Origin of the sequence: Reichenbachiella carrageenanivorans (assembly GCF_025639805.1) — a bacterium.
GTDB classification, from domain to species: Bacteria; Bacteroidota; Bacteroidia; order Cytophagales; family Cyclobacteriaceae; genus Reichenbachiella; species Reichenbachiella carrageenanivorans.
Map to the genome: position 1 here is coordinate 2,008,305 of NZ_CP106735.1, position 20,938 is coordinate 2,029,242.

Here is a 20,938-nt window from a genome sequence, read left to right on the forward strand (position 1 = left end):
ATATTATCATTGAGCCTAAATCATGTGAGAAGTAGATTGTAACTGAGGAGAAAAGGAATTATGAAGATTGCATTATTTACCTGGGCTATTATTCAAAGCTTTTTGATTGGGAGCTTGCTGTTGATCAACAACAAAAGCAGGTCGAATAAATACCTTTCGGCCTTTTTCATCATGGTGGGCGTAAAGGTGCTTGGGCAATATCTCATGCGCTTCACAGCACTTAAATACGCTATTCCACATATCATTTTCATCGCAGATATTATCGATTTTGTTGAGCCAGTTTTGGTGCTGTTTTACCTCAGAATCATTTTTGACCTCCCTGTAGAAAAGAAAGACTTTTGGCGTCTTACCCCAGGTGCGCTGATGGCTGTTTTTGCGGTGTCATTTACCTTATATGTCAACGATACTGCGGCTCTATTTGATACTTATATTAGTTCCGTTCCTCATCAGGTGGTTTTGACTTTTATTTTGGTGTGGAAAATATTTGTCTTATTAGAAGTGCATGTGCTCATTTTTGGAAAAAACAAAGTGGCAGTACAGACTAAACAGCAAAAATCTTTGCTCTGGCCCAAGATTTTAGCAATTTTTCTACTTATTTCTACTTTGGGAATTTTAGGCAACGTGCTCTATCATGTCTCAGATTTGCCTGGTAGCCCCAATGAGACCTTCAGGTTGCTGCTCGAGTACGAGTATATCATCTTTAACTGTAGTTTGGTTTTTGCTACGGCTTATTTCTTTTTAGAAGATCCCAAATTGTTCAAAGGTATTGTCTTGGGGAAAGGAAAGTCTAATGATGATTTCCCAGGAGGTGACTATTATTTCAAAAAACTAAACAAACTGCTAGAAGAAGACCGAATTCACCTTGACAGTGAGCTGACTGAGCATGGATTTGCGGAGGTGTTGTCTATTCAGCCTTACTTGCTTTCTAAGCTGGTCAACAAGTACCTTGGAAAATCCTACAGTGAGTTGATAAATGAATATAGAATAGCAGAGGCCAAGAAAATTTTATCTACAGAAAAAGGTCAAAATATGACCATTTATGCTGTAGCTGTAGATAGTGGTTTCCGTTCAGAATCTGTATTCTACGTCAACTTCAAAAAAATCACAGGACAAACACCCACGCAATTTAAAAAAGAGCATAAAAAGAAACAGTAAGCCATCTTTATGGCTTGCTCTGCGGATGTACGTGCTTATATTTTAGCATTCAAGATTTGAAAAAGGATCAATATTTGATCGATTCTTTCGTTTCTTGTCCTGATTTTGTAAACGAAATATCTATTTCAGTATCGTTAAATTGGATATCGTCTACACCTTCGAAGGACTTGTCTATTTTAAGTAAAAACATTTTATAGGATTTCGATTTGGTTTCGCCAGCATCGATAAACTCAAATGAATTTTGACCAAAAAATCTAGAGTCTGTGGTCATCATATATTCAAAAGATTGCCACATTCCACAAGTAGCAAATTCAAGTGCTCGCCCCTTTACCTTACCTTCTTCAAACTGATGCCAGATATTGAGCCAGGGATAATCTTTCTTGTCCCAGATATAACCAATAAGCAAACCGTCTTCGCGGTTGGCGATGGTTGCCCATGCTGTAGTGGTAGAATCAGGAAATATGTGAGAGCTGTTGAAAGTTTTTTCGATTTGTTTCGAGGGTCTCAAGTCTACTTCCACGTCTGGCAATTGTGCCATAGGCCAGTCATAACTTGTTGCTTCAATGTCTTCGTAGGTGGCTCTTCGATAGTCTCCATTTTGATAAAAACCTTTTCCAGCATTACTACTTATAATTGTCTTTTGATTGATAAACTGACCGCCAAACGTAGCATGCTGAAGCATGTTGTAAGGTCGGCCTATCGGTAGCTGATTAGTTACCGTTTCAGTCACCTCAAGTACTGGGGCAGTTTCTGAAAGCGTGACTGTTCGCAGCACTTCTAGCTGTTGGTTAGGTTCTAGGCAGTGAGTGATGACTTGCTGTGTCTCTTTTGTCTGTGTTTGTACAATATCCCACACTTCTGTATTTACTTCACCATAAAATTTCAATCCGGCTTTTTTCTCCCCATCTGTAGGCATACCCCAAGTGCCTAGGCATAAAAATTGTCCTCTAAAAGGAAAGCTACCTATGTTGGTGTCGGGAAGACGCTCTATAGGCAAGGACCAGTCCAGTGGGTTTAGTTTTTGGTCTTGAAATTCAAATTTTAAGAAAGCAGAGCCCTCCAAGGCCATTTCAAAAGTTACTTTTTCGTTTTTTAATAGAATAGTATTTGACTTTGTCATTGCTCCGTAAATAATGAGAATAGCAGGTGCTATCCATAATAAATGTTTGCTATTGAACATATTAGATTTGATTTGAAGATGTGAATTTGCTGAATTCTGCTCGTATTTTTCTTTGTATTTCCAAATCACAAGAATATGTAATTCCAGAGTGTACATATTCACATTTGAAATACTGTGCTTCACGATACACCTGAGGCGATACATTAGATATAAAGACGAAATAATGGGAGTAAAAAAGTGGCTGAATTTTGAGGAGGCAAAAAATGTAGATGAATACGAAAGAGAACCCGTTCCTAAATCAAGTGTCAAGAGTTTTAAAGAGTTTGTAAGTCTCGTGGCAGGCGAACATATTGCGGGGACGGAGTTTGTTATTGGGCCTTTGTTTGTATTGCATGGTGTATCTGCTATCGATGTGTTTGTTGGCTTGTTGATAGGCAATATATTAGCCACATTGAGTTGGACTTTGATCTGTGCTCCAGCTGCTGTGAAGACTAGGTTGACCATTTTTTATCAATTAGAAAAAATATGCGGCTTCGGTCTGGTATCCATATATAATTTCATCAACGGATTACTTTTTGCCGTGGCTGCTGCAGCCATGATTGGCGTGTCAGCTTCAGCGATCGGTATACTCTTCGGTGTCAAAGGCCCTGGGTTGACTAGCTTATACCCTGAGAGTTTTGAATGGGTAATGATTATAGTAGCCGTTGGGGCAGTGATTGCCATAGTGGCCACTTTCGGGTTTGAAATCGTAGCCAAGTTTTCTTCACTTTTTGCACCTTGGATGCCATTTGTGTTTTTAGCAGCAGGATTGGCGGTTTTGCCACAGTTGGGTGTGACGAGTTTCGGTAATTTTTGGCAAGTAGCCAACGAGAGTATTTGGACAGGTACGCCTCAGGAAGGCGCAACGCAATATACTTTAATTCATATCATTATATTTTCTTGGTTGTGTAACAATGCCATGCATATTGGCTTAGCAGATATGTCTATTTATAGGTATGCTAAAAAAGCTTCTTATGGGTTGGCATCTGCTTTTGGGATGTTTATTGGTCATTTTATGGCATGGATCGCTTCTGGTATCCTGTGTGCACTTGCCTTGAAACAAGGCAATACTAATCCTTCGCCAGGTGAAATAGCCTATCTGGGCGCAGGTGTAGCTGGGTTAATTTGCGTAGTGATTGCGGGATGGACAACGGCCAATCCAACTATCTACCGTGCGGGTTTGGCTGTGCAAGGTTTGATGCCTTCTACTAAAAGGTGGAAGATCACCGTGATCGTGGGTATCGCATCTACGACTTTGGCCTGTTTTCCTGCAATAGTAAGCAAGTTGGATCAATTTCTTGGTTGGTATGCACTAGTAGCAGCTCCCGTAGGGGCAGTAGTGATGGTGGATATTTTCTTGTTTCCCAAAATAAAAATGGTATCTAATCTAGCTGAAGTAATCAAGTCGCCATTTAATCTATCTGTGTTTTTTACTTGGGCTATTGCCGTAGGGGTGAGCTATGGTATCTATGTTTATTTAGATCTCGATTTCGCATTTTTTGTGGCTCTACCAGGTTGGTTGATTGGTGGCGTACTCTACGTCATTTTCGGTTATATCCAGCAAAAACTATTGTCTGAAAAACTTAAATCCTTAGGAATATGAAATTAGTAATCAAATCACTCTCATTTCTTGGGTTGGCATTTACGGCTATTCCTTCCTTTTTTGTTTTGGCCGGAAGCCTATCTATAGAGATGTATAAAACTTTAATGCTCGTTGGTACCGGAATGTGGTTGCTGACGGCTCCATTTTGGATTTTTAATAAAAAAGAAAATGCTTAAATACACTTATTTAGTTGTTGTCTGTTGTGGACTTTTGGCCTGTGAGAAGCCAGCTATTCAGATAGAAGAAGGAAAGTCGAGGACTATTTACCCCGACATGATTGGGTTGAATGGAAACCTGACAAGCATGGATCAGCCATGGAATCATGACGGTTTTGTAAGTGCCGTAGAAAGTATAGGTACCACTAATTTTCGATACCCAGCTGGCACCTTAGGCAATTATTGGGATTGGGATAAAGGCTGGCTAGATGCCAGTGTACCAGATAGTGCAATGATCAAATGGGTAGTGGAAAACAACATTCACACGAGCGATTACCGATATACACTCGAAAATTTAGCCGAAGGATATAGGAAAACAGGTTTTACGCCTGTCTTTATGCTCAATATGCTGAGCAAAGACTTAGCTCATAGTGTGCGAAACTTGCTTCGTGCGCGCGATTTAGGGCTACCAGTCAAGTATATCGAATTGGGCAATGAGTTGTATTTCAACTTGCCTTACGAAATGTCCGTTTATCCTACCCCAGAGGATTATGGAAAGACTTGTCAGGTTTGGATTGACTCACTGAAAGTTCATTTTCCAGAGGCCAAATATGCTTTGCTGGGTGGATATATCAAAAGGCGACCTAGACATACGAACTGGACACAAAGAGCTTTGAAATATTGTACAAATGCAGATGCTATTACTTTTCACAAGTATAGCCCTGCAGGTATAGATGGTCGGATAGAGCAAAAGGATATTACCGCAGGAACGGAAGGTACAGCCGATTTGTCAACCGTTACTCGAACGCCCCCTTCTGGAGGTCTTGCTGCTATTCAAGAATGGGAAGTAGGGCTACTTCAGAACGACTCTACGTATGCTAATTTTTTGGCTACAGCTAGAGACGCAGCTCTTTATTATCAAAAAATCAATGCACCAGAAGGGATGGAAATATGGGTGACGGAATTTAACATGCGTGACGATATGAGTGGTCTACGTGGCACTTGGGCGAATGCATTTTATGACGCTAAATACTATGAGGTATTTATGAATAGCCCAGTGACTATTACCAATATTCATAATGTGATAGGCAGTAAGTTTGCACAGATTTTTAGTTCATCAGATTTGATGGATTTTATCAAGTGGAAAGAGGTAGAAGCAAAGCCTTGGGCATTGTCTTCGCAAGGGATCGCTACTGCTGCATTTGCCAAGGCTACTGCAGGAATGACGACATCAACCAAGCTCGAGTTTTCGGATGATCAAGAGCTCGTTAATGACCTCGGGGCTACAATCAACACCCTGGCAGGTTGGAAGTTTAGTACTCCTGATTCGGCCAAATTACTATTAATCAATTATGGCAGAACACCACAAACGGTTCGATGGGATCATCTAGAAGATTTTTCGTCAGCACTCAGTTATTCTGCTCCTGCAGAAGCCTATATCACAGATGGTTTTGCTGATTTATTAATTGAAGAAAGCCTTGTGGGTTCATCTTTGATATTGCCACCATTTTCATTCACATTAGTTAAGTAGCATGAAGAACATCAATATCCTATGTTTTTTTTTGGTCATGATAGCAATGGCTTGTCAGCCAAAAGAAAAGGTAGAAGAGATTAAAAAGCGGCCCAATATCATTTGGCTGGTAGCGGAAGATTTGAGTCCTAGGTTCTCTTTTTATGGAGATTCTACGGCCTACACACCTGCTATAGATGCTATAGCAGCTAAAGGGGTGGTCTATGAAAATGCTTTTACAGTATCAGGCGTTTGTGCGCCGAGTCGATCTTCGATGATCACGGGGTGCTACCCATCGTCAATAGGCACACAACACATGCGCCAGTCTAAAAGTGTAATTCCGATGCCCGGTGTGCCTAATTATAATGCGGTACCTCCAGCGGAAATCAAAGCTTTTCCTGAATTGCTAAGAGCGGCTGGTTATTGGACGGCGAGTTATAGAAAACTGGATTATCAGTTTGGTGCGCCTTTTACCATATGGGATGAGGTAGGAGAAGATCCGCATTGGAGACACCGAAGAGAAGAAGACAAAGACAAGCCTTTTTTCATTTATTCCACTTATGAGATCACCCATGAGGTGAATATTTGGCCAGACAGCACTAAGGAGAAATTTTTCTTAGACAAAAAAATTGATCCGATGAAATTGGCCAAGGATGTTCGTGTAAGGCCTCCATTAGATACTTTGAAAAAAATCGATGTAGGTGAGATAATGGTTCCTCCTTACTTACCAAATACAGAGCTGGCAAGAGGCCATATTCAGCGGTTGTATTATAATACCATGAGAATGGATCAGCAAATTGCCCGATTGATGGCAGATCTAAAAGCGGATGGTCTAGAGGAAAATACCATCATATTCTTTATGAGTGATCATGGCGACTGTTTGCCAAGAGCCAAACGATGGATTAATGAATCGGGAACCAAAGTCCCATTGGTTATTTATATTCCAGATCAGTTTTTGCCAGAAGGCTTTGTTCAAAAAGGGCGAGACAATCATCTCTACAGTTATCTAGATCTACCACCTACTGTATTGGAAATGGCGGGTGTAGCTGTGCCAGATTGGATTCAAGGGCATAGTATCATTTCAGATTTGAAGGAACGTCCTCGTCAATATGTATATGGATCGAGAGATCGGATGGATAATAAATATGATATCAGAAGGGCTGTGAGAGATGAGCAATACAGATACATCAAAAATTTCGAACCATTAAAACCTTATCAGCAGCAAATCGAATTCTTGGAAAGAATGCCTTTGATGAGTGAAATTTTGAAAATGAAAGCTGCAGGTAAGTTGAATGAAACCCAAGCGGCCTGGCTGGCAGATAGTAAGCCAGAAGAAGAACTATATGATTTGAAAAACGATCCGTTTGAAATCAAAAATTTATCCGAAGACTCAAAATATGAGAGTACAAAGTTGAGGCTGTCAAATGAGCTGAGCCGATGGATGGATGAAATCAACGACATGTATCAGATCGACGAAAAAGAACAAGCAGAATCGGCTTGGCCAAATGGAGAGCGACCTACTACAAAAGCAGTTGATTTCACATTAGAAAATGGTCGATTAAGTTTATCTAGTATTACGCAGTGCGCATCAATTGCCTACCGGACAAAGGGCCGTGAGAGGTGGGAGATTTATATGGCTCCATTAAATATAAAAACAGATACTATTGAGGCTAAAGCAGTGCGATACGGTTTTGAGGCATCGGAGATTACTACTTACACACCATAATTATGAGTTCAAAAAATTATAAATCTAGTTTAGTTATTCTGACCACTTTGTTTTTTATGTGGGGTTTTCTTACCTGTATGAATGACATTCTTATTCCTTATTTGAAGGATATTTTTGAGTTGAAATATTGGCAAGCCATGCTGATTCAATTTGCTTTTTTTGGAGCTTATTTTATTGGCTCACTGGTCTATTTTTTATTGTCGCTGCGGATAGGAGATCCCATCAACCGCATTGGCTATAAGAATGGAATCGTTATCGGTCTTTTGATTGCAGGATTGGGATGTTTCTTGTTTTATCCTGCAGCGCAGTTCCAGATGTATGGATTCTTTTTGGCGGCACTATTCATTTTAGGTTTAGGGTTTACCATGTTGCAGATTGCAGCCAATCCTTATGTATCGATCTTGGGAGAACCCGAAACGGCCTCCTCAAGACTAAATATGTCACAGGCTTTCAATTCATTGGGGACTACTATAGCACCTATATTAGGAGGGTATCTGATATTCGAATTTTTCTTCGATGAGGCAGCTGGAGGCGACGCAGTCAAAGTGCCTTATCTCATATTTGGCTTGATGTTTCTCATAGGAGCCATAGTTTTTAAACTAATAAAGTTACCCAATTTTGTCAATGATGATGAAATTGTAAAAGGTACTGGGGCACTAAAATTCCCCAATTTATCATTGGGTACATTGGCTATTTTTACTTATGTAGGAGGCGAGGTGGCGATTGGTAGTTTTCTAATCAATTTCATTGGGCTAGACGAAATCATGGGATTGGAAGAAGCTGCTGCAAAAAACTTTTTGGCGTATTACTGGGGCGGTACGATGATTGGTAGGTTCTCTGGAGCTATTTCGCTTAGTGACATGTCTGGAGCAAAAAAATATGCTGCGATGGCGTTGATGTCTATTCTTTCATTTGTGCTGATATTTTCTATCTCCGGAATGGAATTCTCATCAGTCACTCCTTATTTGGGAATCATCGCTCTCAATTTCCTAGCATTCGTTGCAGGCAAAAGTATTGCTGGTAGAACATTAGGGTTGTTTGCAAGTATCTCTGTGGCCTTATTACTTACCGCAATAAGCACTGATGGTAGTTTTGCCATGTGGGCACTGATAGGCGTCGGGATCTTCAATTCTATCATGTGGCCAAATATTTTTACGATTGCTATCGCAGGTTTGGGTAAGTATACGAGTCAAGGGTCATCGCTATTGGTCATGGCTATATTAGGAGCCGCTTTAGTGCCTTTGGTGCAGGGCGTATTAGCAGATATGATTGGCTTACAGATGTCTTTTGTTGTACCTGTAGTATGCTATTTATATATCGTGTTTTATGGGTTCTACAGTGCTAAGTTTATAACAGAAGAAAGTAGTGATCAGAAGCCTAAAGCTGGCTTTCATTAAGATTTTAAACACACAATTCACATATAGCCTATTTGTTCATATGATGAACGAATAGGTTTTTTTGTTTTGTTAATAAGCTAACAGATGAGAAAAATGTGGCATTTGTCAGGTTACAACAGTAGTGGTCTTTACGCTAGACGTAGATGTTTTTTGAATCAACCAAAAGAATGAAGAAATGTTTTTGAAATAGAGAACAACAAAAAGGGTCAACTCTTCTGGAGTTGACCCTTTTTGTTGTTGTGTGGAGGCTAATAATTAGTTGACAACCGCAGGTGTAGTTTTAATTGTCATTTTTTTGCCTTGGGAGGTGATAGCCTTGTGACTCAACTGGTAACCCAATTCTTTTCCATCAAGAGTGATGGCTTCTATCTCGCCGTCTTTTGGCCCATCACGTTCTATTACAAATGAATCGTTGGTGTAAAATTTCGGATCAAGTTGAAGTGTAATTTTATCGAAACTAGGAGTGGTGACTTGATAAGCGGGTACACCTGGCGTATCGGGGTATATTCCCATCATGGCGAATACAACCCAAGCTGACATGGTGCCTGCATCATCATTGCCTGGGATTCCGTCTGTTTGGTTGGTGAAGTATTTATCCAAACAACCATGTACCATTTCAGCGGTTTTTGTGCTTCGCTCATGGGTATAGTTATACATGAATGGATAACCCAAGTCTGGTTCGTTGGTCATATCGAAATGGTCAGCTTCAAATAATTCATCGAGTTTGCTTAAAAATTCACCATCCCCCATTACTGTTTTGAGTGTATCTATTCCATGAGGAATAGAAAATAGATATTGCCAAGCGCTCCCTTCTACAAACCCAGGACCACCTCTTAGACCAAATCTCATCTGATCCCAAAGCCCTTGAGCAGGGTCAAATGGGGTATACCAACTCCCGTCTCTGTTTTTTGGTCTGATGAGTCCAGTTTCAGAGTCATATAGTTTGATGAAAGACATGGATTGGTCTAAAAACCTTTGGTAGTCTGCTGTTTTTCCCATGCCTTTTGCCATCTGTGCAATGTTGAAATCGGATAGGTTAAATTCCATAGTTGTGGAAACAGGTCCCCATACGATGCCATTAAACCATTCAAATTTTGTAACATCTTTAAATGGTCCATCCATAGAGATATAGCCCAGTTCGAGATATTCCTCCAATCCTCTTCGCATGTAGTTGCCTTCCACCACGGTGGCTTGATTTACCATCGCTTCATAAGCCTTCAAGGTGTCGAATTGAGTAATGCCTTTGGTGTATGTGTCTCCAATCACAATTGCAGCTGGATCTCCCACCATGATATTGGTCTCAGTCGCAAAGATTTCCCACTTAGGTAGTCTACCAGCTTCTTCGTACATCCCAATCATAGTTTTGACCATGTCTAGCTGCTCCGCTGGGTACGCCAAAGCAAATAGAGGATGCGTGGTGCGGTAGGTGTCCCAAAGTGAAAAGGCAGTATAACGCGTGTAGTCAGCCGTGCCAATCTCTTTGCTTCCTTGTTTTACATACTGGCCATTTACATCACTAAAGGTCATGGGCATCAGCAAACTGTGGTACAACGATGTATAGAATACAGCTAAATTATCTTGATCGTCTGATTCAACTTTTATTTTGCTCAGCTCTGCCTCCCAAGTTTGTTTAGCTTGTAATTGTACCAGATCAAACTGGAAGTCCGTTTGTTCTGTGTCAAGGTTGAGTTTAGCATTGTCAGAAGAGACAAACGAAACGCCTACTTTGACAAGTACTGTTTGTGGTGTGTCGTTGTTGTATTCGTATACAATTCCGCTTGGCTTATCATCCAGATTTTGTTTGAATTGGTTGCTTTTGTTTTGATATATTAAATAGGAAGTATCAGCCTCTTGATTCAGTTCGGTATGAAAATAAACCTTTAATCGGTTTGTCGAACCACAGAAAAAACCTTCTAGCTGATAACCACTCGCCATCGAATAGGTGTGTTGCTCAATACTTCCTCCTTTGATATGCCCTTGTTGGGCGGTAAGGTCTAGAAATACCTGACTTTTCCCTGCGGGTAGTTCTACTTTGTAGAGTCCAGACCGTTTGGTAGCCGTTGCACTTACTTTAATTTTCTCATCCACGAGATCTACACTATAAAATCCTGGTCTGGCGAGTTCATTAGTATAGGCTGAGCCAGAGGATTTACTGCTAAATTCACCTGATGTAAACTTGAAAGGGATACTGCCAGCTCCAGGGCAGCCCACGCCAGACAAATTCACAGAACTGAAGCCGAAAATCTTGCCTTGCCCCTGCCTATACCCTGTAGCTAACTGCATGCCAGTAAAATCATAAGTTTGAGGGCTTAATGCGGCCATCCCCCATGGTAGTACTGCGCCTGGGTGGGTATTGCCTACCCCATCAGTGCCGATAAATAAATTGACATTTGAAGTATAATTTGTATTTGTAGTGAGAGATGATGAGCTGTGAGTTTTACTACACCCATATCCTGTTAGCACACTCAATGAAAGTACTGCTAGTCGTGTTACATTTCTTATCGAAATCATTTGATAATAATTACATTAAACAAGAGCTAAATGTAGTTCTGTTGATTTCTTAAGGCCTTTTGTTTTCGAAAACAGCATAAAAAAGCCGCTTACTGATCATTCAGTAAGCGGCTTTTTAATTTCAAAAATCCCTTTCTAAGGAAGTTTATTTGTTTTGTACTATTGCAGTATTATTTTGTTGAGGCATTGTGATAGCATCAGCATACATAGACTCTATAATACATCCTAAAACCATAAAAGAAATTCCAGCAATTAAATAAGTAATTAGTTTTCTCATAGCTTATTTTTTAATCGTTATTATTTGCATCAATTCAACAGTCATCTTTGATGCTTCCTTCACAAATTAAACAAAATGATATTTGGCTATGACACCCTTTTGTTTTTGTCTCGAAGTAAGAATCGTGTTTGACCCTTGAATCTGTAAATTAAGGAAAAATAATTTTTAGATGAAATACATAAATTGGAATATAATTTGCACAAAATGACACTCGATGAAAGCTGAACAAGAATTGTTTTTCAAATACCTCACTGTTAGCGATGTCGATCTGAAGTGGGGGCTGTACATCACCGCAGGAGGGTATGAGAAAATAAAACCCAAATCTGTTTACCCAAGTATCGGCCACCCATCTACTTATTATTTTGAGTATGATTCTGGGCGAATCTTGAAGGAGTATCAAATTCTTTATATCACAAATGGTAAAGGAACATTTCAATCCAAAAAGGCAGGAAAAATCAGAGTAAATGAGGGAACTATTATTATGCTATATCCTGATGAATGGCACAGTTATAGGCCCGACAAATCAACAGGTTGGGATGAATTTTGGTTTGGGTTAAAGGGGCCAATGGTTCAGAATATTTTGGAAAGTGGCGATTTTTTTACAAAAAAAGAACCTTTAATTCAAATCGGGCATCGAGAATTTATTTTTCAATTGTTTGAACAAATCATTGAGACCATCCGGAATGAACCCCCCGCATATCAGCAAATTGCCTCGGGCATGGCTATGCACCTATTGGGTCGGTTGTTCGCCATTAGTAAGATTAAGTTGTTTGAAGGCAAACAAGTTGAATCTCAAATAAGAAAGGCAATTATCATCTTTCGAGAAAATACCTCAAGTAATATTAGCCCCGAAATTGTAGCAGATCAACTCAATATGGGGTATAGTTGGTTTCGCAGGATGTTCAAAAATTATACGGGACTTTCGCCTGCCAAATATTTTCAGCAAATGAAAATGCAGCATGCCAAAGAGTTTTTGCTGACGACCGACAAACCAATTAAAGAAATTTCCTATGAGCTAGGATTCGACTCCATTTTTTACTTCTCAAGACAATTTAAAAAGGTGACTGGTTTTGCACCTTCAGAGTACAAAAAAGCGCATCGATTGATAGATTCTTAGTTTGGTTATGGGGTTTGATTTTCTTTTGATTTTCTAAATCATAGTATCTAGCCAGCTATTCCCTTTATAATTGAAAAATTAGTCAGAAATAGAAAAGATGAATAAATATTGTTTGCTGTGGGTCGTGTGTTTGTTTTTGGGAGCCTGTGAGTCGCAAAAAAAAGGAGCCGCAAAAATATTTGAACTATTGCCTAGCAGTAGTACTGGTATTTCGTTTCGAAACGATCTGCATGAAAATGATAGCTTAAACTATTTCACTTACCCATACATATATATGGGGGGAGGTGTGGCTGTGGGAGACCTCAATGGTGATGGGCTCGAAGATCTCTATTTTACAGCTAATATGCAGTCGAATGCATTATACCTCAATAGAGGACAATTGAAATTTGAAGATGTAACAGAGACATCGAGCGTGGCTGGTGATAACCGATGGATGACGGGAGTGACTTTGGTGGACATCAATCAAGACGGTAGGTTAGATATATATGTGAGCGTTTCAGGTTTGTTTGGCCCGTTTGGAAATCTTTTATACGTAAATCAAGGGAATGACTCGGAGGGGATACCTTCATTTGAGGAGCAAGGGGAGGCCTATGGAATCGCAGATTTGGGGCATACTACCCAAGCTTCATTCTTCGATGCTGACAATGATGGAGATCTTGATTTGTATGTGGCCAATTATCCTATTACCAATTTCAAAGTGCCGACGGCTTATTACTCGTATCAAATGAACAATCCTATTCTTGATCATTCAAGTCATTTTTATAAAAATGAAAATGGAAGGTATGTAGATCAAACAGAAGCTTCAGGGTTATTGAGTTTTGGACTCAGTTTATCTGCTTCTGTGGGAGATTTCAATAATGATGGATATTTGGACATTTATGTCTCGAATGATTTTGCAAGCCCAGATTTTTGTTATATCAATCAAGGTGATGGCACTTTCGTGGAGCAGGTCAAAACAGTGACTAATCAAACTTCATTCTATGGGATGGGTTCTGATGCCGCAGACTACAACAATGATGGTCTATTGGATATTATCCAAGTAGATATGGCTCCAGAAAGCCATAAAAGGTCTAAAGAAAATATGGCTAGTATGAACCCAGAGGGCTTTTATGAAATGGTAGACAAATCATTACATTATCAGTATATGTTCAATTGTCTTCAATTAAACCAAGGGATCGATACTGAGGGGCTACCAATGTACAGCAATGTGGTTCAAATGGCACATACAGCTAAAACGGATTGGAGCTGGGCACCACTATTTGCAGATCTAGACAATGATGGCCTAAAGGATCTTTTTATTACTAATGGTACGAGAAGAGACATCAATAATCGCGACTTTTTTAGGAGGACAGAAGGGCAAAACTATTTTGGACAGAAAGCGAAAAAAAATACACTCGCTGATCTAGCCGAAATGCCTTCCGAAGCGGTGCCTAATTACGCTTTTAAAAATAAAGGAGATCTTACTTTTGGTAAGATGGCCAAAAACTGGGGACTGGATCAGCCTTCATTTTCTAATGGCGCCGTATATGCTGACTTGGATAATGACGGAGACCTAGAGTTGGTTGTCAATAATATAGACGAGGATGTGTTTGTGTATAAAAATCATTCGGTAGAGATGGGGCTAGGCAACTATCTGACCGTGTCGCTCGAAGGTACAGACAAAAACTTGGCAGGTATAGGAGCTAGAGTTACGATTTATACCCCACAAGGATTACAGACTGTAGAGGTCATGCGTGCTAGGGGGTTTCAGTCGGCAGTTGCCCCCAAGGCACACTTTGGACTAGGAGCTGTGGATACAATCACTAAAGTAGAGGTAGATTGGAAAAATGGAAGGCGCTCTGTTGTAGAGCAGGTACCAGCCAATCAAACACTGGTAGTGAAAGCGACTGACGCAGAACCCTATCAACCAGTGCCTAACCACACTCAGAAAGTATTTGAAGAAGTAGCAGGTGTATTTATTGAAGAATATGTTCATGAAGAAAATAGTTTTAATGATTTTGATCGTGAACCATTGCTACCACACAAGATGTCCAATTTTGGGCCAGCATTGGCTACTGGAGATGTAAATGCCGATGGCTTACCAGATGTGTATGTGGGCGGGGCATTGGGTAGAGCGGGTACGCTTTTCATACAAAATAAAAATGGGATGTTCGAATCATTCGACACCGCATTTTGGCAATTAGAAAAGCTCTCTGAAGATTTGGACGCCCTTTTTGTTGATTTAGATCAAGATGGAGATTTAGATCTATATGTTGTAAGTGGGGGAAATGAATTGCGCTCAACAGATAAAAGGCTAAAGGATCGTTTATATCTCAACGATGGACAAGGCCATTTCAGCAACCATTCTAATCTCCTCCCAGATTTATTTGAAAGTGGAGGCAAAGTAGTTGCGTTTGATTACGACCAAGATGGTGATCAAGATTTGTTTTTAGGCACTCGCTTAATCCCTGGCCAGTACCCTACACCTGCGAGTAGTTATTTGTTAGAAAACCAGATAGAAAAGGGCTCCCTTGCTTTTGAGAATGTTACTGAAAATCGTGCGCCAGCTTTCAAAGATTTAGGAATGGTAACCGATGCGGTATCTACGGATTTTGATCAGGATGGCGATTTAGATTTGGTAGTGACGGGAGAGTGGATGCCAATCAGTTTTTTTGAAAATCAAAAGGGACGATTCGTGCCACGAACGGATGATTTTGGTTTTGGTGACAGCCGAGGCTGGTGGTTCAGTATTGAGGCAGCAGATATGGATGGAGATGGAGACGATGATTATTTAGTAGGCAATTTGGGTGAAAACTATAAGTACCATGCAAGCCCAGAATCTACATTCGACATCTATGCCAACGATTATGATGACAATGGTCAAATAGATATTGTACTGAGTTATTATCAAAATGGGACACAATTACCCGTAAGAGGTCGCCAATGTTCATCCGAACAAGTACCAGCTATCAAAGAGAGATTTAAAGATTATACGTCATTTGCAGATGCTACATTGGTAGATATTTATTCAGCGTCTATGCTAGCGCAATCGTTGCATTATGAGGTAGGTTCTTTCGCTTCCATTTATTTAGAAAATGTGGGGGAAGGGAAGTTCAAAAAGCACGAATTACCTAAAGAAGCACAGATGATGCCCATCAACGATTACATTATTCAGGACTTTAATAATGATGGCAATTTAGATGTGGTATTAGCAGGAAACCTATTTGCGTCAGAAGTAGAAACGCCACGTGCAGATGCAGGCAGAGGACTTTTGATGTATGGGGATGGTCAAGGTTCCTTCCAGCCTCAGCCTTACCATAGATCAGGAATCAATTGGGCAAATGATGTTAAAAAATTAGCCATGGCAAATACTGAAAAAGGTAAAATAATCTTTGTTGCCAATAATCAAGGGCCAGTGCAGGCAGTTCAATGGATAGTCTTAGAAAATCAATGATCTCTTGATTTATAAAACACAAAATTTTCTAAATCAGAGTTGAGAATATTTGACCATGTTCATATCTGAGGCACAATATATCAAACTCAAACGATTCATTCTTGGCATTGTCGCTATTGCATTAATCGTGTTGGCATGGCCAAGCTGTCATGGGCCTAACCACGAATCAATAGCTGTAGAGAAATTTTATTGGAAAAACTATAGAGGGTTTAATGTCAGCTGCAATATTAAAGAAGCTGACGTGGCAGCACTGGCTGCTTCTGGTGCCAACCTGATGAGGCTCAGCATGCCAGTATGTGCATTCATGGATTTGGAGGAGCCGTATACCTATCGGCCAGAGGCCTTTGCTATACTAGATTCAGTACTCAACTGGGGAGAAAAATATCAAGTAAATGTATTGATTGACCCACACAGATACCCAGGTACTATGCACCAGTGGACGATGCTCGGGACAGATCCTTTTTGGCAAGATTTCAAATACCATGATATCTTATTGAATTTTTGGGATACGCTAGCTGCGTACAATGCACATAGAGGAGAAGTGATTGCGGGGTATGATCTGCTGAATGAACCAGAGATGAAACTTGATGCGCCCAAAGCAAGTCCTGCGGATATCAATTATCTCTATCAGCGACTAACAGATACCATTCGAAAGCGTGATAGTGTACATACGATTGTATACGCTTTGCCAAGATTTTATATAGAAGAGGAAAAGAAAATGTATGCTTACCACAAGAGTATCCCCTATTTTCAGTTGCCCGATGATGACAACATATGCATCGAAACCCACATGTATCTGCCTGTGCCGTTTACACATCAAAACATCTGGGAGGAAGGCGAGTTTGTGTCCTACCCTTCAAAAATAGAAGGGGAATATTGGGACAAACAAAGATTGGAAATAGATCAAAAGGAATTAATTGACTTTGCTGCGTCTAACCCTGCCATACCCATTTTTGTGGGAGAATTTAGCAGTCCCCGATGGACTGGGCAAGATGGTGTCAGGTATATGACTGATGTGATAGAGCTAAATGAGGCCAATGGCTGGTCTTGGGTGTATCATGCTTTTCGTGAAAATCAAGTTTGGGATCCTGAGATGTCTATCGAGTATCGTGAGGATAGTACGAGAATCGATCCTGCTCCCAGAATGGAGTTGCTCAAGGCTTATTTTAAAAGAAATAAATAATATACATGTTGGATTATGTATGGCTAATGAACTCCCGTCTTTGAACGGGATGTTCATGCCAGGGTTCGAATCCACGTCACATTAATAGAAATTGTTATGATTATTATTCAATCCTTCCCTGTCGCGGTTGCGCTTTGTTTTGTGACCATGCTTTGCTGGGGCTCTTGGGCCAATACACAAAAGCTTTCAAAGAAAGACTGGCCTTTTCAATTGTTTTATTGGGATTATGCCATCGGTGTGTTGCTGTTTTCAATTGTTTTGGCATTTACCATGGGCAGTATGGGGCAGAGTGGTAGATCCTTTCTGGACGATTTGGCACAGGCGAGTCTCATATCGCTGGGGCTGGCATTGTTGGGTGGTGTGGTATTCAATTTAGCTAATATCTTATTGGTAGCAGCTATAGATATTGCAGGAATGGCGGTAGCTTTTCCAGTGGGGATTGGGATAGCCTTGGTATTGGGTGTGATTACGAATTATTTAGCTGCCCCTAGTGGAGATCCAGTATTACTGTTTTCAGGGGTCGCTTTTGTGACAGTTGCAGTTTTGTTAGATGCTTGGGCCTATCGCAAAATATCCACAGATACTAAAGTACAATCCAAAGGGTTAGTTTTGTCAGTAATTGCGGGTGTCTTGATGGGATTTTTCTATCGATTTGTAGCAGCATCTATGTCTCCAGATTTCAATACTGTTTTGGAAGTGGGAAAACTGACACCTTATACGGCTATTGTGTTTTTCTCTGTCGGCTTGCTTCTGTCCAATTTCATATTCAACACGATCGTGATGAAAAAGCCTTTTGTAGGCGATCCTGTTTCATTTGCAGATTATTTTAAAAAAGAAAATCGATCACTTCATTTCATGGGAATTTTAGGTGGCATGATCTGGAATTTAGGCATGTCGCTGAGTATCGTTGCCTCTGGTATAGCTGGTTTTGCTGTTTCGTATGGGTTGGGTCAAGGGGCTACCATGATAGCGGCCTTTTGGGGCGTGTTTATCTGGAGAGAATTTAGCGGAGCGCCCAAAGGCACCAACAAGTTATTGGTAGCGATGTTTATCTCATTTATTGCAGGACTCAGTTTGATTATAATTTCTAAACTGGTGTAGTCATGAAAAAAATAGTCGTAGTAGGGAGTTCGAATACAGACATGATCATGCAGTTGCCGAATATTCCAAGGCCAGGAGAGACGCTTTCTGGAGGGGTATTTACTCAGGCCGCTGGTGGCAAAGGTGCCAACCAAGCCGTGGCTGTAGCTCGTGCTGGAGGAGCGGTGGCATTTGTTGCCAAAGTAGGTCAGGATGAATTTGGTAATCAGGCGTTGGCTGGTTTTTGTGCCGAAGGGATAGCGGTGTCTGCGGTGACAAAAACGGCACATGCAGCATCTGGAATGGCTTTCATTTTTGTAGATGCTAAAGGAGAAAACAGCATCGGAGTAGCTGGAGGTGCTAATGACTTATTGACACCAGAAGATATCATGCAGCAGACTAGCCAAATCGAGCAAGCCGATATCCTCTTGATCCAGCTAGAAACACCCATTGCCGCTGTGCAAAAAGCTATTGCATTGGCTCATGTCAATCATAAAATGGTTATACTCAACCCTGCTCCTGCACGGGTGTTGAGTGAGGAGTTGTTAGCACAAGTAGACATTCTCACGCCCAACGAGACCGAAGCAGAATTGCTCACTGGCATAGTCGTATCGGACGAGGCCAGTGCCCAACAAGCAGCGCAAATCTTGCTAGGCAAAGGCGTGAAGAAAGTATTGATCACGGTAGGGAAACAAGGCGTCTGGGTAGCAGAAAATGGTCAGATTGAATTGGTGCCTGGATTTGAAGTAGAAGCAAGAGATACCACCGCCGCAGGAGATACTTTTAATGGTGCTTTAGCGGTAGCTTTAGCCGAAGACAAAGACTTGAAGTCTGCCGTGAGGTTTGGTCAAGCAGCGGCCGCAATTTCGGTGACTAGATTGGGTGCTCAGCCCTCTGTGCCAACAAGAAATGAAATTGAAGAATTTTTAAACAAAAATTGATGAATACCAAACGGAATGGTGTGGGATTGCTGTTTTTGATTCTAGTGGGCGTAGGATGCCGACAAGAGACCAATCAAACACACAACGACAGACCTAACATTATTTTTATGATGGCGGATGATCATGCCTATCAAGCGATTTCGGCTTATCAAGACCATTTGACACAAACACCTAACATTGATAGAATCGCCAAAGAAGGCATGATCTTTCGAAATGCCTGTGTCACGAATTCGGTCTGTGCACCATCGCGGGCGGTCGTCCTCACGGGTAAGCATAGCCATATCAATGGCAAGACTGACAATATTTTTCCATTCGATACCGCTCAGGTCACCTTTCCCCAATACTTGCAAGCGGCGGGTTATCAGACGGCCATGTTTGGCAAGCTACATTTTGGAAATAACCCCAAAGGATTTGATGAATTTAAAATTTTGCCCGGTCAGGGCGCTTATTACAACCCTGATTTTATTACCAAAAAAGAAGGCAATATTCAAGTGGAAGGCTACGTCACGGACATTATCACGGACATGACACTCAACTGGTTAGAAAACGAAAGAAATAAAGAAGAACCGTTTATGCTGATGTATCTGCACAAAGCACCGCATAGAGAATGGCTGCCAGCCTTGCGCCATATTGGTGATTATACATCAAAAAAAATCCCAGAACCTACTACGCTTTTTGATGATTATTCAGGAAGAGGAACAGCCGCTCATGAAGCAGAAATGAACATCTTGGAGCATATGAATTGGGCCGGTGATTCTAAGGTTTATCCTGATGTAATGGACGAGTTGGGTATTCCAGATGCATCGGGATGGGATCAGTTGGCTTTCGAAAAAGGCATTGGCCGAATGACAGGTGAGCAGCGTACTGCTTGGGATAACGTGTACCGACCAATCAACGAAGATTTCAAAAGGAGATTTCCAACGATGACAACAAAGGAGAAAATGCAATGGCGTTATCAGCGATATATGCAAGATTATCTAGCCACCATAGCTGCCGTAGACCAAAATGTAGGCAGGGTGCTAGATTATTTAGATGAAAATGGACTAGCTGAAAACACACTAATCGTTTATACCTCTGACCAAGGGTTTTATCTCGGCGAACATGGCTGGTTCGACAAAAGGTTTATCTATGAAGAATCTTTTCGAACCCCTTTGCTCATGCGCTGGCCACAAGTCATTAAGCCTGAATCTTCAAATCAGAAAATGGTTCAAAATCTTGATTTTGCGCAGACGCTTCTCGAAGTAGCAGGAGTGACTGCCCCAGGTGATATGCAAGGAGAAAGTTTAGTGCCTTTGCTTGAAGGAAGAGAAGAAGCATGGACAAGAAACGAAGTGTATTATCATTTTTATGAATACCCATCTATTCACATGGTCAAAAGACATTATGGTATTGTTTCGGAGAGATACAAACTCATTCATTTTTACTACGACATAGACGAATGGGAATTGTATGATCGAAAGATGGACCCTCAAGAGCTCAATAATGTTTTCAATGACCCAGCTTATGCCGAAGTGGTGAGAGCATTGAAAACCAAACTTGAAGTACTCAGAAAAAAGTATGGAGACTCTGATCGTTTAAGCGACGAATATATCGAAAGATATATGTCTAAAATCAAGGTGGACGAATTGCTTTAGTTTTTAATTTTCTCCCGATTTGCTAAACAGAAGCCTTTGACTTGTTTCTGCTCCTAC

The 20,938-nt window shown here is 40.8% G+C and carries 15 protein-coding genes; 12 read left to right on the forward strand and 3 right to left on the reverse strand.

The window, feature by feature from the left end; all coding sequences use genetic code 11:
- Nucleotides 1-60: 60 nt before the first annotated feature.
- On the forward strand, nt 61-1,155 hold the full coding sequence (locus N7E81_RS07990) for a helix-turn-helix domain-containing protein (RefSeq protein WP_263052767.1): 1,095 nt from the start codon (nt 61-63) through the stop codon (nt 1,153-1,155).
- Nucleotides 1,156-1,222: 67 nt separating this feature from the next.
- Here N7E81_RS07990 and N7E81_RS07995 read toward each other — a convergent pair whose 3' ends face one another.
- Nucleotides 1,223-2,275 (reverse strand): hypothetical protein, encoded by a 1,053-nt coding sequence (locus N7E81_RS07995; protein WP_263052768.1) that lies wholly within the window; start codon nt 2,273-2,275, stop codon nt 1,223-1,225.
- 223 nt (nt 2,276-2,498) lie between these two features.
- Between N7E81_RS07995 and N7E81_RS08000 the strand changes: the two genes are divergently transcribed.
- Genes N7E81_RS08000 through N7E81_RS08020 form a run of 5 tightly spaced genes read left to right on the forward strand, consistent with a single transcriptional unit; the run spans nt 2,499 to nt 8,705 of the window.
- Nucleotides 2,499-3,917, forward strand: a complete 1,419-nt coding sequence (locus N7E81_RS08000) for a purine-cytosine permease family protein (RefSeq protein WP_263052769.1) — start codon at nt 2,499-2,501, stop codon at nt 3,915-3,917.
- Complete coding sequence (locus N7E81_RS08005) at nt 3,914-4,093, forward strand: hypothetical protein (RefSeq protein ID WP_263052770.1); 180 nt, start codon at nt 3,914-3,916, stop codon at nt 4,091-4,093. Before N7E81_RS08000 ends, N7E81_RS08005 begins: the two co-directional genes overlap by 4 nt.
- Complete coding sequence (locus tag N7E81_RS08010) at nt 4,086-5,603, forward strand: hypothetical protein (protein WP_263052771.1); 1,518 nt, start codon at nt 4,086-4,088, stop codon at nt 5,601-5,603. Before N7E81_RS08005 ends, N7E81_RS08010 begins: the two co-directional genes overlap by 8 nt.
- Nucleotide 5,604: 1 nt before the next feature.
- Nucleotides 5,605-7,308, forward strand: coding sequence for a sulfatase family protein (locus tag N7E81_RS08015; protein ID WP_263052772.1), 1,704 nt, complete (start codon nt 5,605-5,607; stop codon nt 7,306-7,308).
- A gap of 2 nt (nt 7,309-7,310) precedes the next feature.
- Nucleotides 7,311-8,705 carry a sugar MFS transporter gene (locus N7E81_RS08020; RefSeq protein ID WP_263052773.1) on the forward strand — a complete coding sequence of 465 codons (1,395 nt, stop codon included), beginning with the start codon at nt 7,311-7,313 and terminating at the stop codon, nt 8,703-8,705.
- A gap of 255 nt (nt 8,706-8,960) precedes the next feature.
- On the opposite strand, the gene N7E81_RS08025 is transcribed toward N7E81_RS08020, so the two are convergent.
- The gene (locus N7E81_RS08025) at nt 8,961-11,216 is read right to left on the reverse strand and encodes a GH92 family glycosyl hydrolase (RefSeq protein WP_263052774.1); all 2,256 of its coding nucleotides are present in this window, start codon (nt 11,214-11,216) and stop codon (nt 8,961-8,963) included.
- A 145-nt stretch (nt 11,217-11,361) separates the two neighbouring features.
- On the reverse strand, nt 11,362-11,493 hold the full coding sequence (locus tag N7E81_RS08030) for a hypothetical protein (RefSeq protein ID WP_263052775.1): 132 nt from the start codon (nt 11,491-11,493) through the stop codon (nt 11,362-11,364).
- A gap of 214 nt (nt 11,494-11,707) precedes the next feature.
- On the opposite strand from N7E81_RS08030, the gene N7E81_RS08035 reads away from it, so the two are divergent.
- The 6 genes from N7E81_RS08035 (at nt 11,708) to N7E81_RS08060 (ending at nt 20,881) form a co-directional block, all read left to right on the forward strand.
- Nucleotides 11,708-12,610, forward strand: a complete 903-nt coding sequence (locus N7E81_RS08035) for an AraC family transcriptional regulator (RefSeq protein ID WP_263052776.1) — start codon at nt 11,708-11,710, stop codon at nt 12,608-12,610.
- A 97-nt stretch (nt 12,611-12,707) separates the two neighbouring features.
- Nucleotides 12,708-16,043, forward strand: coding sequence for a VCBS repeat-containing protein (locus N7E81_RS08040; RefSeq protein WP_263052777.1), 3,336 nt, complete (start codon nt 12,708-12,710; stop codon nt 16,041-16,043).
- A 55-nt stretch (nt 16,044-16,098) separates the two neighbouring features.
- Complete coding sequence (locus N7E81_RS08045) at nt 16,099-17,226, forward strand: glycoside hydrolase family 5 protein (RefSeq protein WP_263052778.1); 1,128 nt, start codon at nt 16,099-16,101, stop codon at nt 17,224-17,226.
- Between the two features lie 96 nt (nt 17,227-17,322).
- Nucleotides 17,323-18,327, forward strand: a complete 1,005-nt coding sequence (locus tag N7E81_RS08050) for a multidrug DMT transporter permease (protein ID WP_263052779.1) — start codon at nt 17,323-17,325, stop codon at nt 18,325-18,327.
- Nucleotides 18,328-18,329: 2 nt separating this feature from the next.
- A complete protein-coding gene (gene rbsK / locus N7E81_RS08055; RefSeq protein WP_263052780.1) occupies nt 18,330-19,247 on the forward strand; it encodes a ribokinase in 918 nt (305 codons plus the stop codon).
- Complete coding sequence (locus tag N7E81_RS08060; RefSeq protein WP_263052781.1) at nt 19,247-20,881, forward strand: sulfatase family protein; 1,635 nt, start codon at nt 19,247-19,249, stop codon at nt 20,879-20,881. The genes rbsK and N7E81_RS08060 overlap by 1 nt, the downstream gene beginning before the upstream one ends.
- The last annotated feature ends 57 nt before the right edge of the window (nt 20,882-20,938 follow it).